Below are 26985 nucleotides of genomic sequence, written 5' to 3' on the forward strand. Positions count from 1 at the left end.
TCACGATTCACTCTGCGAGGGGTGTCAGGAGACGCGGAAGCGCATCCGGCACACCACCGCATCGGTACGGCGGCGCAGCGCCCTGGCCAGTACGGCCCCGCGCTGGTTCTGCAGCATCCGCTGCCAGGCGTGCTCGGGCTCGACCTCGGCGATGAGCACGAACACGTGCGGTTCGGGCACCTGGGCGAGGTAGCCGAGCAACGGCTGATCCAGGCGCCGGTGGGCGTCGAAGAGCTGTACCAGCTCCACGCCCGGATCCCAGCGGTCCCAGTCCTCGGCGAACGCCCGTGCCTGCCGTTCGTCCTCGGGATGGGTGATGTTGACGGCCACCACCCGATCGCCCAGCGACAGTGCCGCGCTCAGCGCATCGCGGGTCAGCCGGGTGACGGCGTGCACCGGCACCACCACGAGCGAGCGGTGCGGCCGGGGCGGGGCGGGGGTCTTGCCGAGTTCGAGCCGCGCGCCGATGCGCGCGTAGGAGCGGTTGACCCACTCCATGCCCGCCACCATGAGCGGCAGCGCCACCACGATCAGCCAGCCGCCCTCGGCGAACTTCGACACCGTCACCACGATGGCGGCGACGAAGGTGAGCAGCGCGCCGAAGCCGTTGAGCAGGGCCCGCCACCGCCAGCCCGCGGGCCGGTCGGTCACCCAGTGACGGACCATGCCCGCCTGCGACAGCGTGAACCCGACGAACACCCCGATCGCGAACAGCGGCACCAGCACGTTCATCGCGCCACCGGCCACGACCAGCAGCAGGGCGCTGGTGACGGTCAGGAAGGCGATGCCGTAGCGGTGCACCTGCCGGTCGGCGCGCAGCGCGAAGAAGTGCGGCAGGTTGTTGTCACCGGCCAGCAACTGGGCCAGCACCGGCAGCCCGCCGAAAGAGGTGTTGGCGGCCAGCGCCAGCAGCACCACAGTGGAGAACTGCACCAGGTAGAACAGCGGCCCGTCCCCCAGCGAAGCCTGCGTGACCTGCGCGAGCACGGTCACCCCGTCGGCGGGCGCGATCGCGAACTTCTCGATCAACGCGGCGATGCCCAGCAACATCACCGCCAGCAGCGCGCCCAAGGCGACCTCGGCGCGTTGCGCCCGCCGTACCCGGGGCTGCTTGAACGACGGGACGGCGTTGGCGATCGCCTCCACGCCGGTCAGCGAGGCGCAGCCGTTGGCGAACGCCTTGAGCAGGAGCAGGACGCCGACCGTCTGCAAGCTGCTCACCTGGTGCGAGACGTCGACGGCGGGCTCGCTCCTGAGCAGCCCGGCGACGATGACCAGCAGAATCGCGCCCACGTAGATCGCGGTCGGCGCGATGAACGCGCGGGCGCTGTGCGCGATGCCCTTGAGGTTGATCGCGGTCACCAGCGCCAGCACAGCCAGGCAGATCCACACCGTGTACGGCAGCAACTCGGGAAAGGCGGAGGTGAGCGCGGCGACCCCGGCGGCCACCGACACCGCCACGTTGAGCACGTAGTCGATGACCAGCGAGGCGGCGGCGACCAGTCCGGACCGGCGGCCCAGATAGGTCTTGGCCACACCGTAGGCGCCGCCGCCTTGCGGGAAGGCGGCGATGACCTGCCGGTAGGAGAGCGTCAGCACCGCCAGCAGGGCCGCGATGGTGAACGTGACGGGGATGGTGAAGCCGAGCCCCGCGCCACCCGCGAGGGCCAGCACCAGCACGATCGCCTCGGGCCCGTACGCCACCGACGCCATCGCGTCCAGCGACAGCGCGGCCAGACCACCGATCACCGACAGCCGATGCCGATCACCGATATCGGCGGGCTCCTTAACAGGAGGGGAAGTTTTCACACCAGACATTGCAGAATGCTCCTGAACGGGGGATTTCATCCTCATGGTGACCCCGCGAGCGACCGCGCAGGCCTGTCTATATGCATCCCTGACGCCGAGAGAACAAATAACTACGCGAAAAGTACGGCAGCCAATTCCGTGGTGTCCCGGCAGCACATTCGCGTCAGTTTTCCGGGTGAGCCAGCCAGGCGGTCATGGTTTGAAGCGGTAGCCCATTCCGGGTTCGGTGATCAGGTGGGTGGGGCTGGCCGGGTCGCGTTCGAGTTTGCGGCGGATCTGGGCCATGTACTGGCGCAGGTAGTGGGTTTCCTTGACGAAGCGGGCGCCCCACACCTCGGTGAGAATGTGACGCTGGCTGATCAGCTTGCCGGGGTGGCGGAGCAGCATCTCCAGGATGTGCCACTCGGTCGGGGTGAGGCGCACATTGCCGGAGATCGTCTTGTTGGTCAGGTCGATCACGTGGTCGCCGAGCTGGATGTGGGCCAGTTCGGCTTCCTGGGTGGCGGTGCGCCGGGTGACGGCGCGCACTCTGGCCAGCAGTTCGTCGATGCCGAATGGCTTGGTCACGTAGTCGTCCGCACCGGCGTCCAGGGCCTCGATCTTGTCCTGGTTGCCGGCCCTGCCGGACAGCACGATGATCGGGATGGTGGTCCAGCCGCGTAGACCGTGGATGACGTCGATCCCGTCCAGGTCGGGTAGCCCCAGATCGAGGATGACCAGGTCCGGTGAGCTGTCGACGGCCGCGCGCAGAGCCGATGCGCCGTCGTCGGCGATGTCCACCTCATAGTGGCGGGCGGCCAGGTTGATGCGCAGCGCGCGCAGGATCTGCGGTTCGTCATCGACGACGAGGATGCGGGTCATGCCGTCGCCCTGCTGGAAATGGGCAGTGTGAGGGTCATGGTGAGACCTCCCCCTGGTGTCTCCTCGGGTACGAGGGTGCCGCCCATCGCCTCGGTCAGGCCCCGCGAGAGGGCCAGGCCGAGGCCGACGCCGGAGTGGTTGTCGCGGTCGCCGAGCCGCTGGAACGGCTGGAAGACACGGTCGTGCGCCTCGGGCGGGATGCCCGGGCCGCGGTCCATCACGCGGATCTCCACGTGCTCGCCATACCGGCTGGCGGTGATCAGTACCGTCTTGTCCAGCGGGCTGTAGCGGACCGCGTTGGACATGAGGTTGACCAGGACGCGCTCCAGCAGGGCCGGGTCGGCAAGGATCTCGGGCAGCTCGATGGAGATGTCGCCCTCGATCCGGTCGCGCAACGGACCGAGATCGTCGATGGCGCGTGGGACGATCTCCTCCAGGCCCACCGGTTGCGGGGTCACACCGAGTACCCCGGCCTGCAGACGGCTCATGTCGAGCAGGTTCGTCACCAGACGGTCCAGCTTGTCCAGCGACTCCTCGGCGGTGGCGAACAGCTCGGCGCGGTCCTGTTCTGACCAGGCGACGTCCGTGTTGTGCAGGCTCTCCACCGCGGCCTTGGCCGAAGCCAGCGGCGTGCGCAGGTCGTGGCTGACGGCGGCGAGCAGGGCGGTGCGCATCTTGTCGGCCTCGGCCAGCGGGCGGGCCTGTTCGGCCTCCTGCTGGAGGCGTTCCTGGCGGAGCGCGACGGCGACCTCGGCGGCGAACGCCTCCAGCACGGCGCGGTCGGCGGCGTCCAGCGGCCCGCCCTGGGCGGCCAGGATCATGTCGTCGTCGATGACCACGTCGGTGTCGGATTGGCCAGGGCAGGTGGACGGGGCGCCGCCGAAGGTGGCCGCGATCCGCCACGCGTCCGGATCCGACTGGTTGTCGGGTGTGCGGGCGGCCTCGGGCCGTCGTTCGAGCAGGGTGACCGAGGTGAGGCCGAACGTCTCGCGCATCCGCTCCAGCAGGGACGACACGGCGGCCTGGCCGCGCAGCACGTGCCCGGCCAGGGTGGACAGCAGTTCGGCGTCCGCGCTGGCGCGGGCGGCCTCGCGGGTGCGGCGGGCGGCGATGTCCACGATCGTGCTGACCGCCGCGGCCACCAGGACGAAGACGATCAGCGCGAAGAAGTTCTCCGGGTCGCTGATGGTGAACTCGCCGACCGGTGGCGTGAAGAACCAGTTGAGCAGTAGCGACCCGCCGACGGCGGCGGTGATGGCCGGCCACATTCCCCCCGCCAGCGCCACCCCGATGGTCAGGCAGAGGAAGAACAGGATTTCGCTGGGCAGCGACAGCATGTCCCTGAACGGCGACAGCGCGGCGGTCAGCGCGGGCATCCCGGCCACCGCCATCACCCAGCCGGTCAACCGGCGCGTGCGGGTGAGCGCGGCGCGTGAGCCGACCGGTCGCCGTCGGCCTTTCTTGGCCTCATCGTGGGTGATCATGTGGACGTCGATCGAGCCGGACAGCGCCGTGGTCTCCACCCCCACACCACGCGAGAAGATCTGCGCGAACCGCCCCCTTCTGGAGGCGCCGAGGACGAGTTGGGTGGCGTTGACGCCGCGGGCGAAGTCCAGCAGGGCGCGTGGGATGTCGTCGCCGACGACCTGGTGGTAGGTGCCGCCCATGTCCTCGACCAGCGATCTTTGGCGGGCCAGGCTGGCCGGATCGGCTCCGGCCAGGCCGTCGGCGCTGGTCACGTGCACGGCCAGCAGGTCGGCGCCCTTGGTGCGGGCGGCGATGCGGGCAGCACGCCGTACCAAGGTGTCGCCTTCGGGGCCGCCGGTCAGGGCGACCACGACGCGCTCGCGCGCCTCCCAGGTGCTGGCGATGCCATGCTCGGCGCGGTAGCGGTCGAGCTGGTCATCGACTTTTCCCGCGACCCACAGCAGGGCCAGCTCGCGTAGGGCGGTGAGGTTGCCGACGCGGAAGTAGTTCGACAGTGCCGCGTCGACCTTCTCCGGGGCGTAGACGTTGCCGTGCGCCATCCGGCGGCGCAGCGCCTCGGGCGACATGTCGACCAGCTCGATCTGATCGGCCCGCCGTACCACCTCGTCCGGCACCGTCTCGCGCTGCGGCACACCGGTGATCTCCTGGACCACGTCGTTGACCGACTCCAGGTGCTGGATGTTCACCGTGGAGATCACATCGATCCCGGCGTCCAGGATGTCGTCGATGTCCTGCCAGCGCTTGACGTTGCGCGAGCCCGGCACGTTGGTGTGCGCCAGCTCGTCGATCAACGCCACCGTGGGCGCGCGAGCGATCACTGCCTCGGCGTCCAGCTCGGTGAACCTCGCGCCCCTGTACGTCATGGTCTTGCGCGGGATCACCTCCATGCCCTCCAGCAGGGCGGCGGTACGGGCGCGGTCGTGGGTCTCGACGAAGCCCACGACCACGTCCCGGCCGCGCTCCAGCCCTCTGCGGCCCTCGCTGAGCATCGCGTACGTCTTGCCGACCCCGGGGGCCGCCCCGAGGTAGACCCGTAGCCGCCCCCTCATGTCACGCCTTGTCCAGGGCCAGGTTGAGTTCGAGCACGTTCACCGCGGGCTCGCCCATGAAGCCGATCGTCCGGCCGGTGGTGTTCGCTTCGATGAGCTGCTTGACCTTGTCGAGCGTGATCCCGCGCTCCTTGGCCACGCGTGGCGCCTGGAGCTCGGCGTAGGCGGGCGAGATGTGCGGGTCGAGCCCGGAGCCGCTGGCTGTCACCGCGTCGGCCGGTACGGCGGGGGTTCCCGCATCTCCCCTGACCGGGACGGTCCGGCCTGCGGCGTAGTCCTCGCCGGGCCTGCCGCATTCCACCTTCAGCCCCTGGTAGGTGGCCACGAACGGGGCTGCCGGACACGCCTGGTTGACGCTGACGGCATGGTCGGGGAAGACCTTCAGCACCGCGCCCACGCCGTCCGGCGTGCAGTACGGGCGGGCGCCGCTGACGCCCTCCAGCTCGCCGATCGCCTTGGAGCGGGCGCAGACCTGGGTGAGCAGTGACTGTTTGCCCTCGTCCGGGTTGCCCTCCGCGTCCTTGGCGCCGGGCACCGGCAGCGTGTCCACGATGTCCTCGGGGCCCAGGTTGCTGGCGCTGGTCGAGGTCGGGTCGTAGCCGTCACCGGCGGCCGATGGGCGAGACTGGAAGTACTTCTTGACTGGGTTGCCGTCTTTGTCGGTGAAGTTCTGGCCGATGATCGCGCTGCCGACGTCCTTGCCGCCGACCTGGAGGATCGAGCCGTTGGCCTTGCCGTTGAACAGGGCCTGGGCGACGCCGGTGGTGACCAGCGGATAGATCACGCCGAGCAGCACGGTCAGCACGACGACCGCCCTGATCGCGGCAAGATGCTGGCGCAGCCAGCTAGGTAGACGTTCCATTACGACATCCCCGGAAGGAACTGGATCAGCAGGTCGATGAGCTTGATGCCGATGAACGGCGCGATGATGCCGCCCAGGCCGTAGATGTACAGGTTGCGGGACAGCAGTTTGGCGGCGCTGGAGGGCCGGTAACGCACTCCTCGCAGCGCGAGCGGGATCAGCGCGATGATGACGATCGCGTTGAACACCACCGCGGACAGGACGGCCGACTGCGGGCTGGCCAGCCGCATGATGTTGAGCGCGTCCAGGCCCGGGTAGACCGCCGCGAACATCGCCGGGATGATCGCGAAGTACTTGGCGATGTCGTTGGCGATCGAGAACGTCGTCAGCGCGCCGCGCGTGATGAGCAGTTGCTTGCCGATCTCGACGATCTCGATGAGTTTGGTGGGGTTGGAGTCGAGGTCGACCATGTTGCCGGCCTCTTTGGCGGCGGACGTGCCGGTGTTCATGGCCACGCCGACGTCGGCCTGGGCGAGCGCGGGGGCGTCGTTGGTGCCGTCGCCGGTCATCGCGACCAGGCGGCCGCCCTCCTGCTCCTTCCTGATCAGCGTCAGCTTGTCCTCGGGTGTGGCCTCGGCCAGGAAGTCGTCCACCCCGGCCTCGTCCGCGATGGCCTTGGCGGTCAGCGGGTTGTCACCAGTGATCATCACGGTCCGGATGCCCATCCGGCGCATCTCGTCGAACCGCTCCCGCATGCCCTGCTTGACCACGTCCTTGAGGTGGATGACGCCGAGCACCCGGCCCTGCTCCGCCACCACCAGCGGCGTGCCGCCAGAACCGGAGATGCCGTCCACCAGGTGGCCGATCTCGTCGGTCGGGTGGCCGCCCTGGTCGCGCGCCCATTTCATCACCGCGGTCGCGGCGCCCTTACGCACCTGGCGGCCGTCCAGGTTCACACCGCTCATCCTGGTCTGAGCGGTGAACGGCACCCACTCGGCGTGCGCCAGCTCTCCGGGCTGTCGCTCGCGCAGGCCGTACGCCTGCTTGGCGTGGACGACGATCGAGCGGCCCTCAGGCGTCTCGTCGGCGAGGCTGGACAGCTGCGCCGCCTCGGCGAGTTCCTGTTCGGTGACGCCCGCGACCGGGACGAACTCCGACGCCTGCCTGTTGCCCAGCGTGATGGTGCCGGTCTTGTCCAGCAGCAACGTGGACACATCCCCGGCGGCCTCTACTGCGCGGCCGCTCATCGCGAGCACGTTGCGCTGCACGAGGCGGTCCATCCCGGCGATGCCGATCGCCGACAGCAGCGCGCCGATCGTGGTCGGGATCAGGCACACCAGCAGCGACACCAGCACCACACCGGTGACGCCGTTCGCGTTCAGGGCGAGCGAGTCGGGCACGCCCGGGTTGATCGACTTGGAGTAGATGGCCAGCGGCTGCATGGTGGCGGTGGCGACCAGGAAGATGATCGTCAGGGCGGCCAGCAGGATGTTGAGCGCGATCTCGTTCGGCGTCTTCTGCCGATTCGCGCCCTCCACCAGGGAGATCATGCGGTCGATGAAGCTCTCGCCGGGCTTCTGGGTGATCTCGACGACGATCCGGTCCGACAGCACCTTCGTGCCGCCGGTCACCGCGGACCGGTCGCCGCCCGACTCGCGGATGACGGGCGCCGACTCGCCGGTGATGGCCGACTCGTCCACGCTGGCGATGCCCTCGACCACGTCGCCGTCGCCCGGGATGATCTCCCCGGCCTCGACGACCACGAAGTCGCCCTGCTTCAGCTCAGGCGCGCCGACCACATCCCATTCCGAGGAGGTGCGGTTCTTCATGCGGCGGGCGGTGGTGTCCCGCTTGGCCGCGCGCAAGGTGGCGGCTTGGGCCTTGCCCCGGCCCTCGGCCACGGCCTCGGCCAGGTTCGCGAAGACGACGGTCAGCCACAGCCACACCACGATGGCCCAGGCGAAGAACGACGGGTCGAGCACCGCCAGGACGGTGGTGAACACCGCGCCGATCTCGACGATGAACATGACGGGGTTGCGCCACAGCGTGACCGGGTTGAGCTTCTTCACCGCGTCCGGCAGCGAGGTCAGGAGCTGCTTGGGGTCGAGCAGGCCGCCGCCCACGCGGCCGTTCCGCTTGGGTGTGGGAGCCTTGCCCGGCGCTTCGAGCACTGGGGTTGACATATCAGGACAGTCCTTCTGCGATGGGGCCGAGCGCGAGGGCCGGGAGGAAGGTGAGGGCGACGAGGATGACCGTCACGCCGACGACCATGCCGACGAACTGCGGCCGGTGGGTCGGCAGCGTGCCGGCGCCCGCGGGTACGGGCGCCTGCTGGGCCAGCGAACCGGCCAGCGCCAGCGCCAGCACGATCGGCAGGAACCGGCCGAACACCATGCACAGGCCGAGCGCCACGTCATACCACGGCGTGTTGACCGTGATGCCGGCGAACGCCGAGCCGTTGTTGTTGGAGGCGCTGGTGAAGGCGTACAGGACCTCGGACAAGCCGTGCGGCCCCGAGTTGAGCATGCTCGCGCGCTGCTCCGCCGAGCCCATTGCGAACGCCGTGCCGATCAGCACGAGGACCGGGGTGACCAGGAAGTACAGCGAGGCGAGTTTGATCTCCCGGGCGCCGATCTTCTTGCCCAGGTACTCCGGGGTCCGGCCGACCATCAGCCCGGCCACGAACACGGTGATGACGGCCAGGATCAGCATGCCGTACAAGCCGGAGCCGACGCCGCCGGGCGCGACCTCGCCGAGCATCATGTTGAACATCGTCATCATGCCGCCGAACGGCGTGAACGAGTCGTGGAAGGAGTTCACAGCACCGGTGCTCGTGAGCGTGGTGGAGGCGGCGAAGGTGGCCGAGTTGGAGATGCCGAAGCGGACCTCCTTGCCCTCCATCGCCGCGCCGACGGCCTGCGGCACAGTGGCGTTGCCACCCAGCTCGAACACGTTGGTGAGCAGAACGCTGGTCAGCGCGATGATGCCCATCACGGCGAGAATGGCGTAGCCCTGCTTGACCTGGCCGACGAGCTTGCCGAAGGTACGCGGCAGCGCGAACGGGATCAGCAGGATCAGGAAGATCTCCAACCAGTTGGTCCAGTTGGTGGAGTTCTCGAACGGGTGGGCGGAGTTGGCGTTGTAGAAACCGCCGCCGTTGGTGCCCAGCTCCTTGATGGCCTCCTGCGAGGCGACCGGACCGCCGGTGATCCCTTGGGTGCCGCCGGTCAGCGTGGTCACCTCGTGCACGCCGGAGAAGTTCTGGATCAGCCCGCCGGCCACCAGCACCAGCGCGCCGACGAAGGCGATCGGCAGCAGGATGCGGAGCGAGCCGCGCACCAGATCCACCCAGAAGTTGCCGATCGTCTCCGACTTGCGGCGAGCGAAACCGCGCACCAGCGCGACCGCCACCGCCATGCCCACGGCCGCGGACACGAAGTTCTGCACGGCCAGGGCCGACATCTGCACCAGGTGGCCCATCGTGGACTCACCCGAGTACGCCTGCCAGTTGGTGTTGGTGACGAAGCTGATGGCCGTGTTCCAGGCGATGTGGTCGGTGACCGGCTTCATGCCCAGGCTCAGCGGGAGCTTGTCCTGCAGACGCTGCATGCCGTACACGACCAGGATCGAGATCACCGAGAACGCCAGCAGGCTGCGGGCGTACACGCCCCAGCTCTGCTCGGCATCGGCACGCACGCCGAGCAGCCGGTAGATGCCCCGCTCGACGACGTTGTGCTTGGTGCTCGTGTAGACCCGGTACATGTAGTCGCCCAAGGGCTTGTGCGCCAGGCCCAGCGCGACGATCAGGGAGACGATGAAGATCATCCCTGCGGCGGTCGCGCTCATCAGAAACGCTCCGGGAACAGCAGGGCCGCGACCATGAAGATCACCAGAGCCACGACGACCACGAGACCAGTGGCGTTGATCGCGCTCACAGGCGCTCCACCGCCTTGACGACGAGCCCGATGACCACGAAGATCGCGATCGTCAGGGCGACGAAGATGACGTCTGCCATCCCCAACTCCTCAGCTCCGGAACACAATGCCTACCGCCCGGGATGAGCGGTTCGTGATTAAGCAAAACCCGGAAATAGGCCCGTTTCGCCGTTCTTGACGGCTTCCATACGGTTGTGGAGCGATCCTTGACGACATTCGTACGCGGCACGCCGCCAGGAAAGCGCAGCAGGTTGCGCGGATGCCGCGCTCAACGCGTGCGCCACTCCCTGCAACGTCACCTGGACCGCGAGGACCCGCGCTTCACCAACGGCTGATGTCCGTCAGCCGACGTGGACGTGCGGCCTGCGTTCCGGGTCCGGCTCGGCCTTGCGGAGCACCTCGCGGGTCAGCGGCGGAACGTCGCCGCCGCCGAAGACGAGATAGCGCAGCATCGCCACGATCGGGTTGCCCTCCGCCCAGTGGAAGTAGATGTGCGGGGCCCTGCCGGTGCGATCGCGCAGGTGGAGCAGGAGCGCGGCCAGCGAGTTGGGCACGGCCGAGCTGTCGATGGTAAGGATCTTGTGGCCGTAGCGTTCCTCGCCCTTGACGTGCAGTTCGGTCTCGAACTCCGAGGCGTCGGGCACCTTCACCTCGACGAACAGGACCGGCTCGGCGCTGCGCAGCCGGTGGTTGATCCACTGCTCGCGCAGCTTGTCGTTGTACTCGGCCTGGTCGCGCTCATGCGGCTCGTTCGCGATGAGGTGGATGTCGCCGCTCGCTTCGTTGACGAACTTCTCGGCCAGCGGGTCCAGGTGCACTTCGGTGACCCTCAGCTCGGTCGAGCGGGTGGCGCGGGAGATCAACGAGGTGACGATGATGGCCGCGATGAAGAAGCCGGCGATCTTCACACCGTCCGGCCGCTCGATCACATTGTCCACCAGCGTGTAGGCCAGCACCGCCGTGATCACGGCGAACCCCGCCGTCGCCGCGTGCTGGCGCTTCTTGCGAGCCGACAGTGTCACGGCGACCGCCGCCGACAGCATGAGCACCAGCACACCGGTGGCGTACGCGCCGCCCTGGGCGTCGACGTCGGCGTCGAAGATGATCGTGATGGCGAACGCGATGGCGGAGAAGACCAGCACGAGGGGCCGCACGGCCCCGGTCCACTCCGGCGCCATGCCGTACCGGGGCAGGTAACGCGGCACCAGGTTGATCAGGCCCGCCATCGCCGACGCCCCGGCGAACCACAGGATGGCGATCGTGCTGACGTCGTAGGCGGTGCCGAACCAGTCGCCCAGGTACTGGTGAGCCAGGTAGGCCAGCGCCCGCCCACTCGCCTTGCCGCCCTCTTCGAACTCCTTGTGCGGGATGAGCACGGTGGTCACGAAGCTGGAGAAGATCAGGAACACGCTCATGATCAGGGCCGCGACCGTCAGCATCCGCCTTGTGCCCGCGATCCGCTGCTGGATGTCACCCTTGACCACCGGCATCACGGCGACACCGGTCTCGAACCCGGACAAGCCCAACGCCAGCTTCGGCATCACCAGCAACGACAGCCCGATCATCACCAAGGGACTGCTGAAGTCCGCGCTCAACGCACGCTCCCAGTCCACGACCACTTGCGGCGCCTGCAGGACGTGCACCAACGCGGTCGCGACCACGACCGCGTTGAGTGCCAGGTAGATGAAGACGAGCAGGACGGCAAGGCCGATCGCCTCGCTGAACCCCATCAGGAACACCCCGCCGAGCAGGGCCAGCAGCACCAGCGTGACGATCACCCGCTGCCCGGCCAGGAAGTCGGGCATGAACGGGTTCTCCAGCAGGTGCGCGGTGGCGTCGGCGGCCGACAGCGTCATCGTGATCACGAAGTCGGTCGCGGCGAACCCGAGCAGGGCCAGCACGAAGAACTTGCCCCACCACTGCGGGGCGAGCTTCTCCAGCATCGCGATCGAGCCCTGCCCGTACGGGCTCTCGGCGGCCACCCGCCGATAGACCGGCAACGCGCCCAGCAACGTCAGGGCCACCAGGAACAGCGTGGCCAGCGGCGACAGCAGTCCGGCCGCCAGCGCGGCGATGCCCGGCTGGTAGCCGAGCGTGGAGAAGTAGTCGACACCGGTCAGGCACATCACCCGCCACCACGGGTGCTTCACATGGGGACCGTGCTCGATCTGCTTGCGATCGGTCTGCAGACCCTGGAGCAGCCAAGAACGCAGGGTCCCTTCCGTAGCGGCCGGCCGTTTCGCCAGCACCATCCCGGTCACCTCTCCGTCAAAACCACATAAATACGCATTGCACCCTACTGACGGTCAAGAGCTGTACGACCTGGTGAGGGCGTCAAGAAAACGTATGGATGCGTCTCGACGGATTGTCAGCGGGGCCGGGCGACTCCTACGACATGGTCGAAGCCGCGGAAGGCGAACCGGTCCAAACTCTCGACTCCGAACCCCGCCTGCTTCATCTCCGCCAGGATGTCGCGAGCGGGATGGCAGCCACCGGCGGCGCGCGACCAGATGGGAGTCACCAGGCCGCTCAGCAACGCGACCGGCCACCTGTTCGAGCGCTGATGCTCGTAGAAACGCAGCTCACCACCCGGCCGCAACACACGCCGGATTTCCCGGAACGTCTCGGTGACCCGGGAGGAACAGCACAGGATGAGGGAGCAGACGACAACATCGCAAGAGGTGCCGGGCATCGGCAGCCGCGTCAGATCGCCATCGAGGAGCCGGACCGGGGTGGGCAGATCGGCGGCGAGCGCCTTGGCCGCCGACCGCAGGAAGGGATCTGGCTCGACGAGCAGAATCTCGTCGACGCCGGGCGGGTAGCAGGTGAGCTTGACCCCGTCGCCCGCGCCGATCTCCAGCACACGCCCGCTGATGTGCTTCATGAGCCGCTGACGCTGCGAAGTTGGATGCAGGCGGCTCCTATCTCCGAAGCCGACCGGCCGCGGATGGTGGAATTGCTCCATACCCACCCCTACGGCTCGTCCACCATCCAATGAAATTGAGGAATTGTCCGTACGCACAGCCCGCCTCCTGAGAAGAACATTTCCACTATCGGGTCAGCTGTGGAGCTCGGGTGCGATACTTACGCGATTCTGACGGACAAAGAGCGCATTCATCCGTTGGCTTGGTGCCGAGGCGGCCGACCGCTCAACGTTCCTCGCCGCCCGCGCGGATCGCCGCGTGGGTGTCCGCCTCGATGCCCGGGATGACTCTCAGCAGCACCTTCTGCCGGTGTCCCGGCGGTACTCGCGGTGCGCGCCCATGCCCAGCGTGCCGTCCTGCTGCGCCGCGAGCGGAAACTGACCGAGCGGGGGTCCCCACTCCCCGTCCACCCCGACCTGTGCCAAACCCCTTCAGGACCGGCTGGACAACGACTCGGACCGGAAGGGCAACCCCACCGCGGTCTTCCTCAACCAGGAGTGCGAGATCATTGGAGAGTGGGGGCATGATTTGGGCGGCTTCCGACGGACCGGCTACCAGCAAGGGATCACCCGAGGGGGTGAACCGAATGGACATTCGCCTGATCAACGATGAGGGCGTTGAGGAACGTCCCGTCGAAGAACTAAAGGCGCTGCTTGACGATGAAGACGCCCTGGTCTGGGTCGACATCTCCAGCTGTGATCTGGAGGCCGCGCGCATGTTGTCGGAGGTTTTCGGCTTCCATCCGATGGCGGTCCGCGACTGCGTCGAGCGCAACCGTGTGCCTAAGGTGCACGCCTACCCAGACCACGTGTTCGTCGTCCTGCACGCCCCCGAACGAGGGCAACGCGGCCACGTGCACTACATCGAACTCGACCAGTTCGTCGGCCGGAACTATCTGGTGACCGTCCACGGACCGATCAACCCGGCGGCCGACCCGGCGGCAGCTCTGCGCGAGACCGACGAAGTCCTCACACGGATCAAGGCGGGCCGCCTGCATCCCGCCACGCCGTTCGAACTGTCCTATGCGATCATCTCCGCCCTGACCCGCAATCAGGAGAACTTCGTGGAGACGATGACCAGTGACGTGTGGCGACTGGAGCAGCGGGTCACCAGCGGAAACGTCGGTGATCCCGAGGAGTTCCTCAATGAGCTGTTCCGTGCCCGCCACGGGCTGCTCGCCGTGCGCACCATGGGCGCGCTGAGCTGCGCGATCTACGGGAGGATGACCAATCTCACCCGCGTCTCGGCCGGAGGGCAACGGCTGGTGGCCGACATCGCCGACCAGTTCGACCGAGTCCGCGCCGTGGCCGACGGAGAAAGGGAATACCTCCAAGGGGTGATCGAGTTCTATCAGACCACCCTCACCATCAAGGCCACGCTGGTCGGCCAGGCGCACACCGCCGAAGTCAATCGTCTGACCGAAGCCAGCTACGCCCAGAACGAAGAGATCAAGAAGATCTCCGCGTGGGCAGCGATCTTCTTCGCCCCCACGCTCGTCGGCACCGTGTACGGCATGAACTTCACCCACATGCCAGAGCTGCAGTGGGCCTTCGGCTACCCGTCGGCGCTAGCCCTGATGGTGCTCGCCTCAGTCGTGCTCTTCATGGTGTTCAAGCGGTGGGGATGGCTGTGACGTACGGCAGCGCGTATCGATACCCAGGAGCCGACATTCCATCGCCCTGGCCGCACGATAGCCTTGATTGCCCCTGCTCAGAGCAGGTTCGGTGACCCATGACAGGGGGTTGAGGTGTCCAGGGTCAGGCGCGGCTGATCACGATGTCGCCGTCGTTACTGCGGGCGCGTACCTCGACGACCTCGTCGCACGCCTCCGGGCTCTCGTGGGGGTCGAGGGAGTTGCGCAAGCTGCCATCGGCCGTGCTCACGTCGAGCCACGCGGCGGTGCCCCGCGCGATGCCGATCTCGAGGTCGCCGGACGCGCTGGTCAGGGCGACCGAACCGCGGGTGACCTCGCCGATCCGCACGCTGCCGTGCACGGACTTGGCCTCGACGGCGCCGTGGACGCGGTCGACGGTCATGTCGCCATTGACGCCGATCACCTGGAGATCGCCGGTGATGTTGCCGATGTGGGTCTCGCCATCGTCGTTCCTGATCGACGCGTTGCCATCGATCACACGGACCATGATCTCGCCCGATGCGCTGGTGATCTCGGCACGGCCGGTGACCCGCTCCACGGAGATCTCGCCACTGTCGCTGGTCAGGTCCACCGTGCCGGTATAGTCCAGCCGGATGTCGCCGTAGTCGGTACGGAGCCGGCACTCGCCGAGCCGGCCCGAGCCATGGAACCCGCCCCCCATCGTCTGGCCGTGGACGTGCGAACCCGACGGTAGCTCGATCGTCACCTGTCCCGATTCACCGCCGCCGAGCGACATTCCCCAGCTCAGCTGTTTCACGGCCTCGACGATCAGGTTGCCGCCGTGGCGGATCGGGTCTGAGCCCTGTCGGCTCGCGCTCTTGACGACCAGGTTGCCGCCCACGTATTCGACCTGGACCGCGGCCTCCTCATCACCGTCTTCGTGCTGCACCTCGACCACCGTGTCTGTACGGTCGCTCGCGATGATCCGCACGTCGCCGGCTGGTAGGTCGATCCTGACCGAGATCGGCTCGGGGGTGTCGAAGGTGGGCATGGGGACCTCTCGTGGGGTTGGTGGGTGTCCGGGCCTCGATCCGCGCGGGGCCGTCCTCCCCTGCCCTTGGCAGCGCCGGAGGGTTGCAGGCCAACCTCCACCGAGCACGGCACCAGGTCGCGCGTCATCTCGTCCGCAGCTGGCGGCGGCGACCGCAAGGTCTCGCCGGAACCTGGCGGCGTATGGCTTGAGGTCCGTGACACCATGACGACGTCATTTCGACGCCTTGACAAGCCATTGTGCCATAGATGGCGCCACATTGACGCCATCTATGGCGTCCGCGCACTTCCTCGGCAATCGGCAGGGTGCGGCCGCCGTTTCAGCGGCACCGTCACATGCTTGCGACCCCGGTTCGCACTTCAGCTATTCGGTGTTGCTACATACCGGTAGTCAGTGATACTTTATACTGGTAGTCGGCAACACCGAGTAGCTGGAAGGGGGGCTCCATGGCAAGCAGATGGCAGACGTCGAGCAGCGCGGCTTCGTCGACGTCCTCGCTCGTGCGCGCAAGCACCTGACTGCCGCCATCACGCGCGCCGCCGGCGAAGATACCGGAAAATACGACAAAACAGTCTTATAACAGACACAGCACATCGCGCTCGGGCCGGGCACCACGTCTATCGACTGTACGCACGACGCGGCCCGGTGGCGACTACGCGCCCACCGGTCAGTTCGGCTGGGACGGCGGGGCCAGCACCACCACCTACGCCGACCCGCACAACCAGCTCGTCGGGCTCCTGCTCACCCAGACCGGGATGTCCACCCCGGATTCGGCGCGGGCCATCTACTGGACACCCTCTACCAGGCCATCGACGACTGGCACCGAGCCCAGCCCGGTAGGCCTGCCCTCGGTCGGCCAGCAGCGGACCGGCAAAGGACCCGGTCACCATTCGCCCGCACTGTGACGAGCTTGCCGCTGCCCGTCGGCGCACTCGCCGCCACCTCCGTATGCTCCGCCGGCCGCCGATCCCGCTGATCTGGCGAGCAGGTCCGCATCGGCAAGAAACCCACAGCTTGGCGCCAACTTGGTGCCACTAACGGCAACAGCCGACCCCAAGAAGGAATTCACATGTCAAATTCGCGACGGCGAGGGTTCCTCGCCGCAGCCACCCTCGCGACCACGCTCGTGATCGCCGGCGCTCCCGCCGCATCCGCGACGGCGAAGCCGGAGATCAAGGTCTCCGGCGGGCTCACGCAGCCGGTCTTCTCCTACCAGGACGCGATCCGTGAGCACGTCCGGGTGGAGTCGTCGGTCGACAGCGACGGCGATGGCAAGAAGGACTTGGTGCGGGTGGACATCATCCGACCGAAGGAGTCCAGTTCCGGGCTCAAGGTCCCGGTGATCATGCAGGAAAGCCCGTATTACGACAACCCTGGGGTCGGCTTCGAGATTGAACACAAGAAGTACGACGCGGATGGGAACGTGACGAAGTTCCCGATGTATTACGACAACTACTTCGTGCCGCGCGGGTACGCGTTCGCGTCCGTCGACATGATCGGCACCAGGCTGTCAGAGGGCTGCCCGATGTCCTACGGCGCCGCCGACGTATTGGGCGGCAAGGCGGTCGTCGACTGGCTGAACGGCCGCGCGACCGCCTACGACGACAAGGGCGATCCGGTCAAAGCCACCTGGACCACCGGCCGTACCGGGATGATCGGCCACTCCTATGAGGGAGCACTCGGCGTCGGCGTCGCCGGTACCGGCGTACGAGGGCTGGAGACGATCGTGCCGCTCTCGGCCTACACCAGCGGATACGAGAACGGGCACGCCAACGGCGTCCTCACCTGGTTCAAGGGCGGAGCGAGGTGGCAGTCCGAGCACGTCGACAAGGATCCGGCGGAAAAGTGTGAGGCGGTGCGCCAGCGGATGGACGCCGAATCCGACGATGAGACCGGCAACTACAACGCCTACTGGAACGAACGCAACTACCGGACCGGGCCGATCTCGAAGGCGCGCAACATCCGCGCCAGCGTCTTCGCGGTGATGGGCATGCAGGACCGCAACGTGGTGGGCAGCCAGTTCGCCCAGTGGTGGGCCAAACTGCCCCGCGGCGTGCAGCGCAAGGCGTGGGTGACACAGTACGGGCACCTCGACCCGTTCTGGGCCCGCCGCGAAATATGGCTCAACACCCTCAACAAGTGGTTCGACCACGAACTGATGGGCGTGGCCAACGACATCATGCGCCAGCCGCGCGCCGACGTACAGCTCGGCCCGGACCGCTGGATCACCCAGGCCGACTGGCCGGCACCGACGCAGAAGGTGGCCCTCAGACCGCAGCAGGACGGCTCGCTTGGCCGCACGCTCTCGACCGGCACCGGCAGCTACCTCGACACCGCCCAGACCGAGATCGCGATGGCCACCGACCCCTCCACCACCCACCCCAACCGGCTGGCCTACCTGACCCCGCCTCTGAAGAACACGACACGGCTGTCCGGAACGCCGACGGTGAGCCTGCGCCTCAAGCTGGACAAGCCGACCGCCAACCTGGGCGTCCTGCTCGTCGACTACGGCACCGACACTCGCATCAACTACCGCGAGAAAACCGCGACGTCCTCAGAAGGCCTCAAGATCATCGGCGGCGAGGACTGTGTCGGCGAAAGCACGGCCGATGACGACGGCTGCTACTTCAGGGGCGGTGACAACACGGCCGCCTCCGGCCTCAATGTGGTCACCCGCGGCATCCTGGACGCGCAAAGCCACAAGTCGCTGAGCCGCCAGGCACCGCTGACGCCGGGCAAGTCGTACCAGATCACCTGGAAGATGCTGCCGCAGGACTACGAGTTCAAGGCCGGGCACCGGCTGGGCCTGGTACTGACCGGAACCAACGACGACTTCAACCTCGACGAGACCGGCACCGGTACCGGTACCGACGTTGAACCTGGCACCGGAGCCAAGGTCACCATCGACCTGGCCGGCACGTCGGTTTCACTACCACTGGTCACGTCCATCAAGTAACAACAAGATCGACATTCGCGGACGGTCGCGGCCGGCGTGGCCGCGACCGTCCGCATGACGTCTCGGGCATTCGTTGCCGACCCCTACCACCGCAAGCCGGACGCGACGTGCCGCCGGAAGGCGAAGAACACGGTTCGCCACTCAGGGGTACTGGCGGCACGTCATCACCGTGGGCGCGGTCCTGGTTGACGGGGCGCAGCCGAACAACTGGATGAACGAGGCCATAGAGCAGCAGATCCGCAAGCTGTTCAGGCGGTTGAACTGGTTCATGCCGCTGCTGCGCCCGACGGGCCTGACCCGCGGATGAACGCCGAACAGATGGCGAACTGCAACATCGAGCTCGGCTGGCTCGCCCGCGAGCGCGAGCTGGGCCCCGTGGTGGACGACATCGTCGTACCGACCCGGTATGTGCTCGCTTCGGAGGCGTCCTTCGGAAGCCGCCGTGATGGTGATGGGCAAGAACGGATACGCGATCCAGCCGCCGCAAGCGGTGACGAGGTGCTCGGATCGCGCTACTAGGACCGCGATGCGGGAATCTTGCTGATCCAGCACAAGTGGGACGGCGCCGTCGTCACCCCGACTGTCCCGGCGTCAACGAGGGCACGGTGAGCCGGCCGCAAGTCGTGCTTGCAGGCCGTCGAGGAGGGCGTGCAGACCGAACTCGAAGGTGGCCTCGGCCGGCTGGGCGGTGGTGGCGTCCACTGAGAGCGTGGTGCGGGCGCGCAGCCGGGGGAACTCCTGAACGATTTCGCTGATGTGCGCGATGATGTCGCGCAACTGCTGCTCCTCGTCCGCGCCCGCCCGGCGTACCTGAGCCCGCCAGGCCGACTCCGCGACCTCGCCCTGCGCGGCGCCGATCACGAACATCAAGACCGTGGCGGCAGCCTGGTCGGCGTCCTGGTCACTGAAGCCTGCGGTTTCGTAGACGGCCAGACAGTGCTCGTCGTAGCGGGCCTTGCCAGGCCCGTAGATGAGATGCGTGCTCATGGCCGGTATCAACCAGAAATGCCGCGTGATCATCGCATGGGCGCCGCGGGCCAGCGTCGCCGCTGCCTCCCGCCATCCGATCGCGCCGAGGTCTGGCAGCTTGATTTCGCCGAAGACATGATCGGCGGCGAGCACCACCAGCTTGTCCTTGCTCTTGACGTGGTAGTACATCGCCGTGGCCGCCGAGCCCAGCTGGGCTCCGAGCCGCCGCATGTTCAGACCGTTCACGCCTTCGGCGTCCAAGACCTCGATTGCGGCCAAGACGATCTGTTCCTTGGTCAGCGTGTCACGCGGCATGACCTCAGGATATCCACCGACTTGCACAAAGTTCGAACCACCGTTTGCACTTAGTTCAACTCCATCGTACGGTTGCACTTAGTTCAACATCGCGGTGAGGAGCAGGCATGACCCACCATGTTCATACTCAGCGAAAGCGCCGCCCGCGCAGCGTCATCGTCGCCGCGACGCTGCAACTGCTAACCGTTGTACCGTTCCTGCTCGGAACCTTCTCCGTTCTGGCCTATGGGGCAGGCGCTCAAGCGGCCGCCGAGGCAGAGATCGCGCGGCAAGGGCTCCCCACCGCGATCTTGGCCCAGCACGGCATCAACTTCGGAGGGAGCGAGACGTTAGCGATCGTGCTCGCTCTGATTCTGGCTTCGCTGGCGCTGCTCAACCTGGCCGGCAAGAGAGCGGGCCGGATCCTTTCCTGGATCTTCCAGCCCATCCTCGTCGCCCTGGGGGTCATTATCATTCCCGGACAGCTTTTCACCGCTCAGTTCCTGAAGTCCTCCTTCAAGAACTCCGGGAACTCCATGCTTGCGCGCATCGATGTACAGGCCCTGATCGACGCGGCCACGCACGTCATGCCCGGCTGGCTCCCTTACGTGACCGTCGCCAAGCTCATCCTGACCACTCTGGGTTCGCTCCTCGTGATCATTCTGCTCGCGGTTCCGTCGGCGAGAGCGTATTTCCGAAAGGCTTAGCAAGCGGCAGGCCGCCACACCCGCCGGAAACGGCAACGCCTTCCGCCAGCTCCACCACCTCGTGGGCACCCGCTCGATTGCCGCGCGTGGTCTCGGCGGCAATGAGCGTCCGGGCCGTCGCCGACGCACTCAGCCCTTGATGTATCGCCGGGCCATGTAGCGGCGCACGGCGGGCAGGGAGGCCAGGCGTAGCGGCAGCTGGCTCAGCCACAGGACAAAGGGGTTTGCGGGGGCGTAGACGCCCTTCACCCGACGGCCCAGCTTCTGCTTCTTGTCCACTTCCGGGCGCAGCCTGGCCTCCCACGCGGTGAGGGCGGCTCGCAGGTCGCCGGGGTTGTTGTCCAGCGCCGTGCCCAGCAGGTCGGCGCCGCCGACGGCCAGTGAGGAGCCATATCCGGCGAACAGAGTGACGCACCATGCGGCGTCGCCGAGCAGCACTACCCGGCCACGGCTCCACCGGTCGAGCACCATCTGGCTGATGGTGTCGAAGTAGACCGACTCGGCCGTGCGCAGCCCCGCCAGGACCTCGGGTACCACCCATCCCATGTCGCCGTAGACCTGGGGCAGCACCTCGTACGGGCCATCGGCCAGCGAGCCGATGCCGCGCTGCCCCGGCAGACCAGCCGACCACGGTGCCGCCGACCGTGGGCGTTGGATCAGCGGGATCGTAGCGGTAGACGCTGGGCGGACCGTCGCTCGCGGGCCGGGTGTCCAGGCGTCCCGTCCAACGCGGCCAGCGCGTCCTGCATGCCGGGGCGGGTGTAGAGGCCCTGCCGTGACCCCACGGCCCGATGAGCAACCGGACCTGACGTCCTGCGGCCCGTAGCGCGGCGTAGTCGGCCAGCATGCCGGGCAGGAAGAAGTCGTCCCAGCCGCCCTGCAGATGCACCGCGGGTGGCATCCGGGGCGACGTTGGGCCGATGGTCCGTACTGAGCATGCTCATCGGGATTTCGCCTTTCAGGGTCGGCACATCAGCTCGCCGACCAGGCTTCCCGGCACACCATCGACCCGCCGCGATAGCGGGCGATCACCAGAGAGTACCGAATTTTCGGTAATTTCTGAAGACTCATTCCCTTGGCAACCCTGCCTCAGACAGGTGGCGTGTGAACGACAGGCGGCAGCAGTGGGACGCGGCGGAACGATTGGCCCTGGTCCTGACCGAGACCGGGATGCAGCGAATGCACGCGCGGACGCTGGCAGTGTTCCTGTTCACCGACGCCGAAGCGGTCACCATGGGCGAGATCGGTGAACGGCTCGGCGTCAGCGCCGGCTCGGTATCCGGTGCGATCAAGGGGTTGCTGTCGGTCGAGCTGATCGAACGGCTACCCGCACCGGGCAGCCGCCGCGCCTGACCGGCCGTTCCCGTGCTCGCCGCGTTCGGCCGCCGGCACTCGGCCGTGGCCATACTGCTCACTCTCGCCGCCCGCGTGACGAGGGACTGGTCGCTCACACCGGAAAGTGGCCTGCTCCATTGGCTCAGTTTCGGAGGGTGCTCAACGAGCCGGTCCGCCTGCTCCTCTACCCGGCGCTGATCCTCTGCATCCTCCCCATACGGCGTTCCGTCTTGGCCCGTGGGGTGCCACGGTGACGCGCTAGGCGGGGGTGGAATCCACCGTCACATTGTCGTCGGCCGAGGGTGTCGCGAGTTGGTGTTCGATGACCTCGGCCAGGCTGGTGTCCATGTCCGGCCCATAGAGGTCCCCGGCGATGTCGAGGTGCCGTCGCATCGCCTCGCGCGCCCCGTCGGGATCGCGGTCGAGGATGTGCTCCAGGATCACGGTATGCAGGGGCTCGCCGGCGGCGCGTACCTCACGGTCGCTGAGGCTGCGCAGCATCAGGCCGTAGGTGAGGTCCTGGATCGCGGTGAACATCATGTGGATCACCGGGTTGCCGGAGGCCCGCGCGATGGTCTCGTGGAAGGTGAGGTCGACGCGCGCCCTGGCGTGCACGTTGCCCGGCTGGGCGAACAGCTGGTGGATGCGCAGCAGGTCGGTCCGGTCCTGCTTGGTGGCGTTGGTCGCGGCCAGGCCGGCGGCCTCGGTCTCCAGCATGACGCGGGCCCGCATGAGTTGCCGGGCCGTGACGCCCGCCGCGCGGGCCGCGAGGTTCATCGGCCGCATCAGGTTCTCGGCCGTGTACTGGCGCACGAAGCTGCCGCGCTGCGGCGAGACCTCGACCAGCCCGCGCTCCTGCAGGGCCTTCAGCGTCTCCCGGATGACGGGGCGGCTGACGGTGAACTCGGCCGCCAGATCGCGTTCGGACGGCAGGCGGACACCGGGTGCCCACTGTCCGGTCAGGATCCGGTTCTCGAGTACGGCGATGAGTGTGCCGAGGTTCGTCGTCGACGGTTTTTTCCCGCGCCCAGCGGTCATGCCGACCACGGTAGCGGCTGGCCGTCGTCGGCGAGTTCGGTGCCGTGCCAGCACGCCCGCCCATCAGGGCCGAAGAGATGAAGATCGGCGAGCGGCACCTGGAAGGTCGCGTGTTCGCCGTCGCGCGGCCCGCTGCGGGGCGGCAGCCGGGCGATGATGGTTCGTCCGGTGCTGTCGCGGAGGTGGAAGATGCTCTCGTTGCCGAGGTTCTCCCGGTACGACACGGTCGCCGCCAGCTCATAGGCGGGAGTACCGGTGTCGACGGGCAACCGTACCGACTCGGGCCGGAACCCGACCTGCACCGACTCGGGCAGGTCCGCGGGCAACCCCTCGCGCGGCAGCCGCCAGCTCAGCTCACCGCTGGTCAGCTCCACGTGCGTGTCGGCCGGGCGTACGGTGGCGTCGAGCAGGTTCATCCGGGGGCTGCCGAGGAACGTGGCGACGAACACGCTGGCCGGCTTCTCGTAGATCTCGGCCGGGGTGCCGATCTGCGCGAACTCGCCCTCGTTGAGCACCGCGACCCGATCTCCCATGGTCATGGCCTCGACCTGGTCGTGCGTCACGTAGAGGACGGTGCCCTGGGTGCGGCGGTGGAACTCGATCAGCTCGGCCCGCATCTGCACGCGCAACGCGGCGTCCAGGTTGGACAGCGGCTCGTCCATCAGGTACGCGGCCGGCTCCCTGATCATGGCGCGGCCGAGCGCGACCCGCTGCCGCTGGCCGCCGGAGAGCTGTCCGGGCTTCTTCTTGAGCTGGTCGGTGAGCCCGAGGGCCTGGCCGGTGTCGGCCACCCGCTGACGGATGACCTCCTTCGGCACGTGGTGGGCGCGCAGCCCGAACGCCAGGTTGCCCTCGACGCTCAGATGCGGGTAGAGGGCGTAGTCCTGGAAGACCATGCCGATCCCGCGGTCCCCGGGGTGGGCGTGGGTGACGTCCCGCCCGCCGACCGTGACCCGGCCGGCGCTGACCGGCTCGATGCCGGCGACGATGCGCATGAGTGTGGACTTCCCGCAGCCGGACGGGCCGACGATCACCAGGAACTCCCCGTCCCGTACGTGCAGGTCGATGTCGGCGAACAGCACCTGGTTGCCGTAGCGCTTGGTGACCCGCTCGACGCGGATGCCGTCGGTCATCGTTTGACCCCTCCGAGGGTGAGACCTGAGACGTAGTAACGCTGCAGGAAGGAGAACAGGACGAGCGGGGGCAGGATCGAGATGAGCGCCGCCGCGGTCTGGAGGTGGTAGACGATCCCGTGTTCCCCCTCGAAGGACGACAGCGCCAGCGGCAGCGTCCACAGGTCCTGCTCACTGGCCGCGATCAAGGGCCAGATCAGGTTGTCCCACTGGGCGAGGAACTGCAGCAGCAGCACGGTGAGCAGCGCCGGCCGCAGCAGCGGTACGGCGATGCGGAGGAAGATGCGCAGCTCACTGGCGCCGTCCACCCGCGCGGCGTGCAGCATCTGCACGGGGATGCCCAGCGCGAACTGCCGGACCAGGAAGACGCCCAGCGCGCTGGCGGCGAACGGCGCGATCAGCCCCTGGTAGCTGTTGAGCCAGCCGATCTCGCTGAGCATGACGAACACCGGGATCATGACGACCGCCGGGGTCAGAGACAGCGCGACGACCACCAGGTTCAGCAGGGCGGCCCGGCCGGGGAAGCGCAGCCGGGCCAGCGCGTACCCGGCGGCGGCCGAGATCGCCACGTCGAGCACGGAGACGGCCGACGCGATCAGGACGCTGTTCATCAGGTAACGCGGGAACCGGCCGTCGGACATGATCTCGCCGATGTTGTCGAACAGCGCGAAACCGGTGAACCGCAGCCCGGACAGGTCGGTGTCGTCCGGCGCCGACGCGAGCACGATCATGGAGTAGAGCGGGAGCAGCATCAGCGCCACGAAGCCGATGAGGGCCACGGCGCTGAGCGACCGGCCGATTCTCATTCGTCGTCACTCCTGACCAACGTGAACTGGGTGAACGCGAACACCAGCAACACGACCAGCAGGACGATCGCGATCGCGGAGGCGTAGCCGAAGCGGGAGAAGGAGAACGCGTTGTTGTAGAGGTACAGGGGCAGCACCTGGGTGGCGTTGACCGGGCCGCCCTTGGTGAGCAGGTAGGCGGGCACGAAGGACTGCATGGCCCCGGTGACCGCCACGACGATCACGAAGGTGAAGGTCCGGCGCAGCAGCGGCACGGTGACCAGGAAGAAGGTACGCAGCGTGCGGGCGCCGTCGATGGCCGCGGCCTCGAAGACGTTGGCCGGCAGGGCCTGCAGCCCGGCCACGAAGATGATCACGTACAGGCCGACGTACTTCCAGATGACCATCACGAGCAGCGCCCAGATGGCGTAGTCGGAGTCGGTGAGCCAGGGACGCGGGCCGACCCCGGCCGCGCCGGCGAGCGCGTCGGCCAGGCCGCCGGTCGAGTAGATCACCTGCCACAGTACGGTGGCGCCGACCAGCGGCATCACCGCCGGGATGAAGACCAGCCCGCGCAGCCAGGCACGGAACCTGCCGGGTTTGGCCAGCGGCACGGCCACGACCAGCGCGATCACGATCGTCGGGCCCACCGCGAAGACCGTGTACAGCAGCGTCACCCACACGCTGCTCCAGAACTCGTCGCTCGTCACCATCTCGCGGTAGTTGTCGAGCCCGACCCACTGTGGGGTGCCGGAGAGGTCGTACGAGGTGAAGCTCAGGTACAGCGCGGCGAGCGCGGGCAACGCCCAGAACAGCACGAAGTACACGATCGCCGGGGCGGCGAGGCCCGCGCCGGCGCGGGCCTCGACCGCGCTCATGGTGCGGGCCTTGCTGCCGATCACTTGAGGATCCGTCCCACCGCGGCGTCGAAGGCGGTCGCGGCCTGCTGGGCGGGCGCCTGCTTGTGGATCACCGATTCGAGCGCGTCGAGCAGCGCCTTGATCGTCTCGGTCCATTGCGGCAGCACCGGGCCGAAGTCGGTGTACGGGATCTGCTGCTCCAGCTGCTGGCTGGCCTTGTCACCCGCAGCGGGCAGTTTCTGCCAGCCTGCCGTCGGCGTGACCAGGCCGGTGGCGGCCAGCTGCTGGTTGACGTTATCCCCGTTGAGCAGCCAGTTAATGAAATGCCACGCCGTGTACGGATTTTTCGCCTTTTTGGCGACAAACCACCCCCAGGAGTAGCCGGCGGCCACCTTCTCCTTGCCCTCCCAGCTGGGTACGAGGGCGCTGTCGAAGGTCTGGCCGAGCTTGGCGTTGGGGTTGATGGCCGGGATGAGGCTGGAGGTGAACCGGCCGGACATCAGCATGGCCGAGGTGCCCTTGGCGAACAGGCCGAACGCGCCGACCGGGTCGCTCAGCTTGGGATTGCCCAGGCTGCCGTAGTATTCGAGCGCCTTGATGCCCTCCGGCGTGTTCAGCATGCCGCGCCGGGAGCTCTCGTCGATGATCTGCCCGCCCAGTCCGCGGATCAGCGGGATGAAGTTCAGCATCGCCCAGATGTTGTCGGCGAGCTGCCACTGGAGCCCGACCTGGGAGGCGTCGGCGTTGGTGAGCTTCTTACTGAACTCGGCGACCTCCTCCCAGGTGGTGGGGGGCTTGTCGGGGTCGAGCCCGGCCTTCTCGAAGCGGTCGCGCCGGTACCACAGGTGGACCGAGTTGAAGTCGATCGGCGTGCCGTAGACCTGCTCCTCGTAGGTCAGCGCGGCGAACGCGTTGGTCTCGAACTTGCCCTTGAGCGCGTCGATGGACGCGGCGCCGAACTCGGCCGGCGGCAACGGCGCGAGCTGCTGCTTCGAGGCCCGCTCGGCGAGGGTCCAGGCGCCGACCTTGATCAGGTCGGGCGGCGCGCCCGTGGTGAACGCCGTGGAGAGCTTGGTGTCGAGGTTGGCGATCGGGACGTACAGCGGCTTGATCGACACCTTCGGGAACTGCTTCTGGTACTCGGCGATCTTGGCGTTGAAGTACTTGGTGTTGGCGGGCTCCTCGTGCATCCAGACGACGACCTGGCCCTGTGGCCCGGTCTTGCTGGAGCCGGCCTGCGGCTCGGACGACCCGCACCCGGTCAGGGTGAGCTGGCTCGCCGCGCCACCGAGCGTGAGCAGGGCGGCGCCGCGCAGGAGGTCTCGACGGGGGATGGCACTCATGTGTTCGTTCCTCTCAGGACACGAGCCGTTGTGGGGTGAGACCGCTCAGGGA

The 26985-nt window shown here is 67.6% G+C and carries 24 protein-coding genes; 7 read left to right on the plus strand and 17 right to left on the minus strand.

Going from position 1 to position 26985, the window contains the following annotated elements; translation table 11 throughout:
* Positions 1 to 24 precede the first annotated feature (24 nt).
* The 9 genes from AB0L53_RS16300 to AB0L53_RS16340 all read right to left on the minus strand — a co-directional run bounded on the left by AB0L53_RS16300 (position 25) and on the right by AB0L53_RS16340 (position 12828).
* On the minus strand, positions 25 to 1809 hold the full coding sequence (locus tag AB0L53_RS16300) for an APC family permease (protein ID WP_363993804.1): 1785 nt from the start codon (positions 1807 to 1809) through the stop codon (positions 25 to 27).
* A gap of 192 nt (positions 1810 to 2001) precedes the next feature.
* A complete protein-coding gene (locus AB0L53_RS16305) occupies positions 2002 to 2670 on the minus strand; it encodes a response regulator (protein ID WP_363993807.1) in 669 nt (222 codons plus the stop codon).
* Positions 2667 to 5207: a sensor histidine kinase KdpD gene (locus AB0L53_RS16310; protein ID WP_363993810.1), complete on the minus strand. Its 2541-nt coding sequence runs from the start codon at positions 5205 to 5207 to the stop codon at positions 2667 to 2669. The genes AB0L53_RS16305 and AB0L53_RS16310 overlap by 4 nt, the downstream gene beginning before the upstream one ends.
* Before the next feature lies 1 nt (position 5208).
* Positions 5209 to 6069: a potassium-transporting ATPase subunit C gene (locus AB0L53_RS16315; RefSeq protein ID WP_363993813.1), complete on the minus strand. Its 861-nt coding sequence runs from the start codon at positions 6067 to 6069 to the stop codon at positions 5209 to 5211.
* Complete coding sequence (gene kdpB / locus AB0L53_RS16320) at positions 6069 to 8192, minus strand: potassium-transporting ATPase subunit KdpB (protein ID WP_363993816.1); 2124 nt, start codon at positions 8190 to 8192, stop codon at positions 6069 to 6071. Before kdpB ends, AB0L53_RS16315 begins: the two co-directional genes overlap by 1 nt.
* A 1-nt stretch (position 8193) precedes the next feature.
* On the minus strand, positions 8194 to 9855 hold the full coding sequence (gene kdpA, locus AB0L53_RS16325; protein ID WP_363993819.1) for a potassium-transporting ATPase subunit KdpA: 1662 nt from the start codon (positions 9853 to 9855) through the stop codon (positions 8194 to 8196).
* The gene (gene kdpF / locus AB0L53_RS16330) at positions 9855 to 9944 is read right to left on the minus strand and encodes a K(+)-transporting ATPase subunit F (protein ID WP_336203760.1); all 90 of its coding nucleotides are present in this window, start codon (positions 9942 to 9944) and stop codon (positions 9855 to 9857) included. The genes kdpA and kdpF overlap by 1 nt, the downstream gene beginning before the upstream one ends.
* Before the next feature lie 341 nt (positions 9945 to 10285).
* A complete protein-coding gene (locus AB0L53_RS16335; protein ID WP_363993823.1) occupies positions 10286 to 12196 on the minus strand; it encodes an amino acid transporter in 1911 nt (636 codons plus the stop codon).
* A 116-nt stretch (positions 12197 to 12312) separates the two neighbouring features.
* Positions 12313 to 12828 carry a class I SAM-dependent methyltransferase gene (locus tag AB0L53_RS16340; protein ID WP_363993826.1) on the minus strand — a complete coding sequence of 172 codons (516 nt, stop codon included), beginning with the start codon at positions 12826 to 12828 and terminating at the stop codon, positions 12313 to 12315.
* A 626-nt stretch (positions 12829 to 13454) separates the two neighbouring features.
* On the opposite strand from AB0L53_RS16340, the gene AB0L53_RS16345 reads away from it, so the two are divergent.
* The gene (locus tag AB0L53_RS16345; RefSeq protein WP_363993829.1) at positions 13455 to 14501 is read left to right on the plus strand and encodes a magnesium transporter CorA family protein; all 1047 of its coding nucleotides are present in this window, start codon (positions 13455 to 13457) and stop codon (positions 14499 to 14501) included.
* Positions 14502 to 14625: 124 nt separating this feature from the next.
* Here AB0L53_RS16345 and AB0L53_RS16350 read toward each other — a convergent pair whose 3' ends face one another.
* Entirely contained in the window at positions 14626 to 15513 is an 888-nt protein-coding gene (locus AB0L53_RS16350; protein ID WP_363993832.1) for a DUF4097 family beta strand repeat-containing protein, read from the minus strand.
* A gap of 457 nt (positions 15514 to 15970) precedes the next feature.
* Between AB0L53_RS16350 and AB0L53_RS16355 the strand changes: the two genes are divergently transcribed.
* The 4 genes from AB0L53_RS16355 (at position 15971) to AB0L53_RS16370 (ending at position 18988) form a co-directional block, all read left to right on the plus strand.
* Positions 15971 to 16093 (plus strand): hypothetical protein, encoded by a 123-nt coding sequence (locus tag AB0L53_RS16355; protein ID WP_363993835.1) that lies wholly within the window; start codon positions 15971 to 15973, stop codon positions 16091 to 16093.
* Positions 16094 to 16582: 489 nt separating this feature from the next.
* The gene (locus AB0L53_RS16360) at positions 16583 to 18469 is read left to right on the plus strand and encodes a CocE/NonD family hydrolase (RefSeq protein WP_363993838.1); all 1887 of its coding nucleotides are present in this window, start codon (positions 16583 to 16585) and stop codon (positions 18467 to 18469) included.
* A gap of 169 nt (positions 18470 to 18638) precedes the next feature.
* Positions 18639 to 18776, plus strand: coding sequence for a hypothetical protein (locus AB0L53_RS16365; protein WP_363993841.1), 138 nt, complete (start codon positions 18639 to 18641; stop codon positions 18774 to 18776).
* Entirely contained in the window at positions 18773 to 18988 is a 216-nt protein-coding gene (locus AB0L53_RS16370) for a hypothetical protein (RefSeq protein WP_363993844.1), read from the plus strand. The genes AB0L53_RS16365 and AB0L53_RS16370 overlap by 4 nt, the downstream gene beginning before the upstream one ends.
* A 72-nt stretch (positions 18989 to 19060) precedes the next feature.
* Here AB0L53_RS16370 and AB0L53_RS16375 read toward each other — a convergent pair whose 3' ends face one another.
* Entirely contained in the window at positions 19061 to 19753 is a 693-nt protein-coding gene (locus AB0L53_RS16375) for a TetR/AcrR family transcriptional regulator C-terminal domain-containing protein (protein WP_363993847.1), read from the minus strand.
* A 107-nt stretch (positions 19754 to 19860) separates the two neighbouring features.
* Here AB0L53_RS16375 and AB0L53_RS16380 point away from each other — a divergent pair, with 107 nt between their 5' ends.
* Positions 19861 to 20439 (plus strand): hypothetical protein, encoded by a 579-nt coding sequence (locus AB0L53_RS16380; protein ID WP_363993850.1) that lies wholly within the window; start codon positions 19861 to 19863, stop codon positions 20437 to 20439.
* 129 nt (positions 20440 to 20568) lie between these two features.
* On the opposite strand, the gene AB0L53_RS16385 is transcribed toward AB0L53_RS16380, so the two are convergent.
* Positions 20569 to 20985 (minus strand): FAD-dependent monooxygenase, encoded by a 417-nt coding sequence (locus AB0L53_RS16385; protein WP_363993853.1) that lies wholly within the window; start codon positions 20983 to 20985, stop codon positions 20569 to 20571.
* A 558-nt stretch (positions 20986 to 21543) separates the two neighbouring features.
* Between AB0L53_RS16385 and AB0L53_RS16390 the strand changes: the two genes are divergently transcribed.
* Positions 21544 to 21792, plus strand: coding sequence for a helix-turn-helix domain-containing protein (locus AB0L53_RS16390; protein WP_363993856.1), 249 nt, complete (start codon positions 21544 to 21546; stop codon positions 21790 to 21792).
* A gap of 240 nt (positions 21793 to 22032) precedes the next feature.
* Here the strand turns inward: AB0L53_RS16390 and AB0L53_RS16395 are convergent, their stop codons facing one another.
* From AB0L53_RS16395 to AB0L53_RS16415, 5 genes are read right to left on the minus strand one after another with little or no spacing between them, the layout of a single operon-like run.
* On the minus strand, positions 22033 to 22812 hold the full coding sequence (locus AB0L53_RS16395) for a FadR/GntR family transcriptional regulator (protein ID WP_363993859.1): 780 nt from the start codon (positions 22810 to 22812) through the stop codon (positions 22033 to 22035).
* Positions 22809 to 23945 (minus strand): ABC transporter ATP-binding protein, encoded by a 1137-nt coding sequence (locus AB0L53_RS16400; RefSeq protein WP_363993861.1) that lies wholly within the window; start codon positions 23943 to 23945, stop codon positions 22809 to 22811. The genes AB0L53_RS16395 and AB0L53_RS16400 overlap by 4 nt, the downstream gene beginning before the upstream one ends.
* Entirely contained in the window at positions 23942 to 24751 is an 810-nt protein-coding gene (locus AB0L53_RS16405; protein ID WP_363993864.1) for a carbohydrate ABC transporter permease, read from the minus strand. The genes AB0L53_RS16400 and AB0L53_RS16405 overlap by 4 nt, the downstream gene beginning before the upstream one ends.
* Positions 24748 to 25632 carry a sugar ABC transporter permease gene (locus AB0L53_RS16410; RefSeq protein ID WP_363993866.1) on the minus strand — a complete coding sequence of 295 codons (885 nt, stop codon included), beginning with the start codon at positions 25630 to 25632 and terminating at the stop codon, positions 24748 to 24750. Before AB0L53_RS16410 ends, AB0L53_RS16405 begins: the two co-directional genes overlap by 4 nt.
* Complete coding sequence (locus tag AB0L53_RS16415) at positions 25629 to 26933, minus strand: extracellular solute-binding protein (protein ID WP_363993869.1); 1305 nt, start codon at positions 26931 to 26933, stop codon at positions 25629 to 25631. Before AB0L53_RS16415 ends, AB0L53_RS16410 begins: the two co-directional genes overlap by 4 nt.
* Positions 26934 to 26985: the final 52 nt, after the last annotated feature.

Source organism: Nonomuraea sp. NPDC052129 (genome assembly GCF_040680095.1).
Classification (GTDB): domain Bacteria; phylum Actinomycetota; class Actinomycetes; order Streptosporangiales; family Streptosporangiaceae; genus Nonomuraea.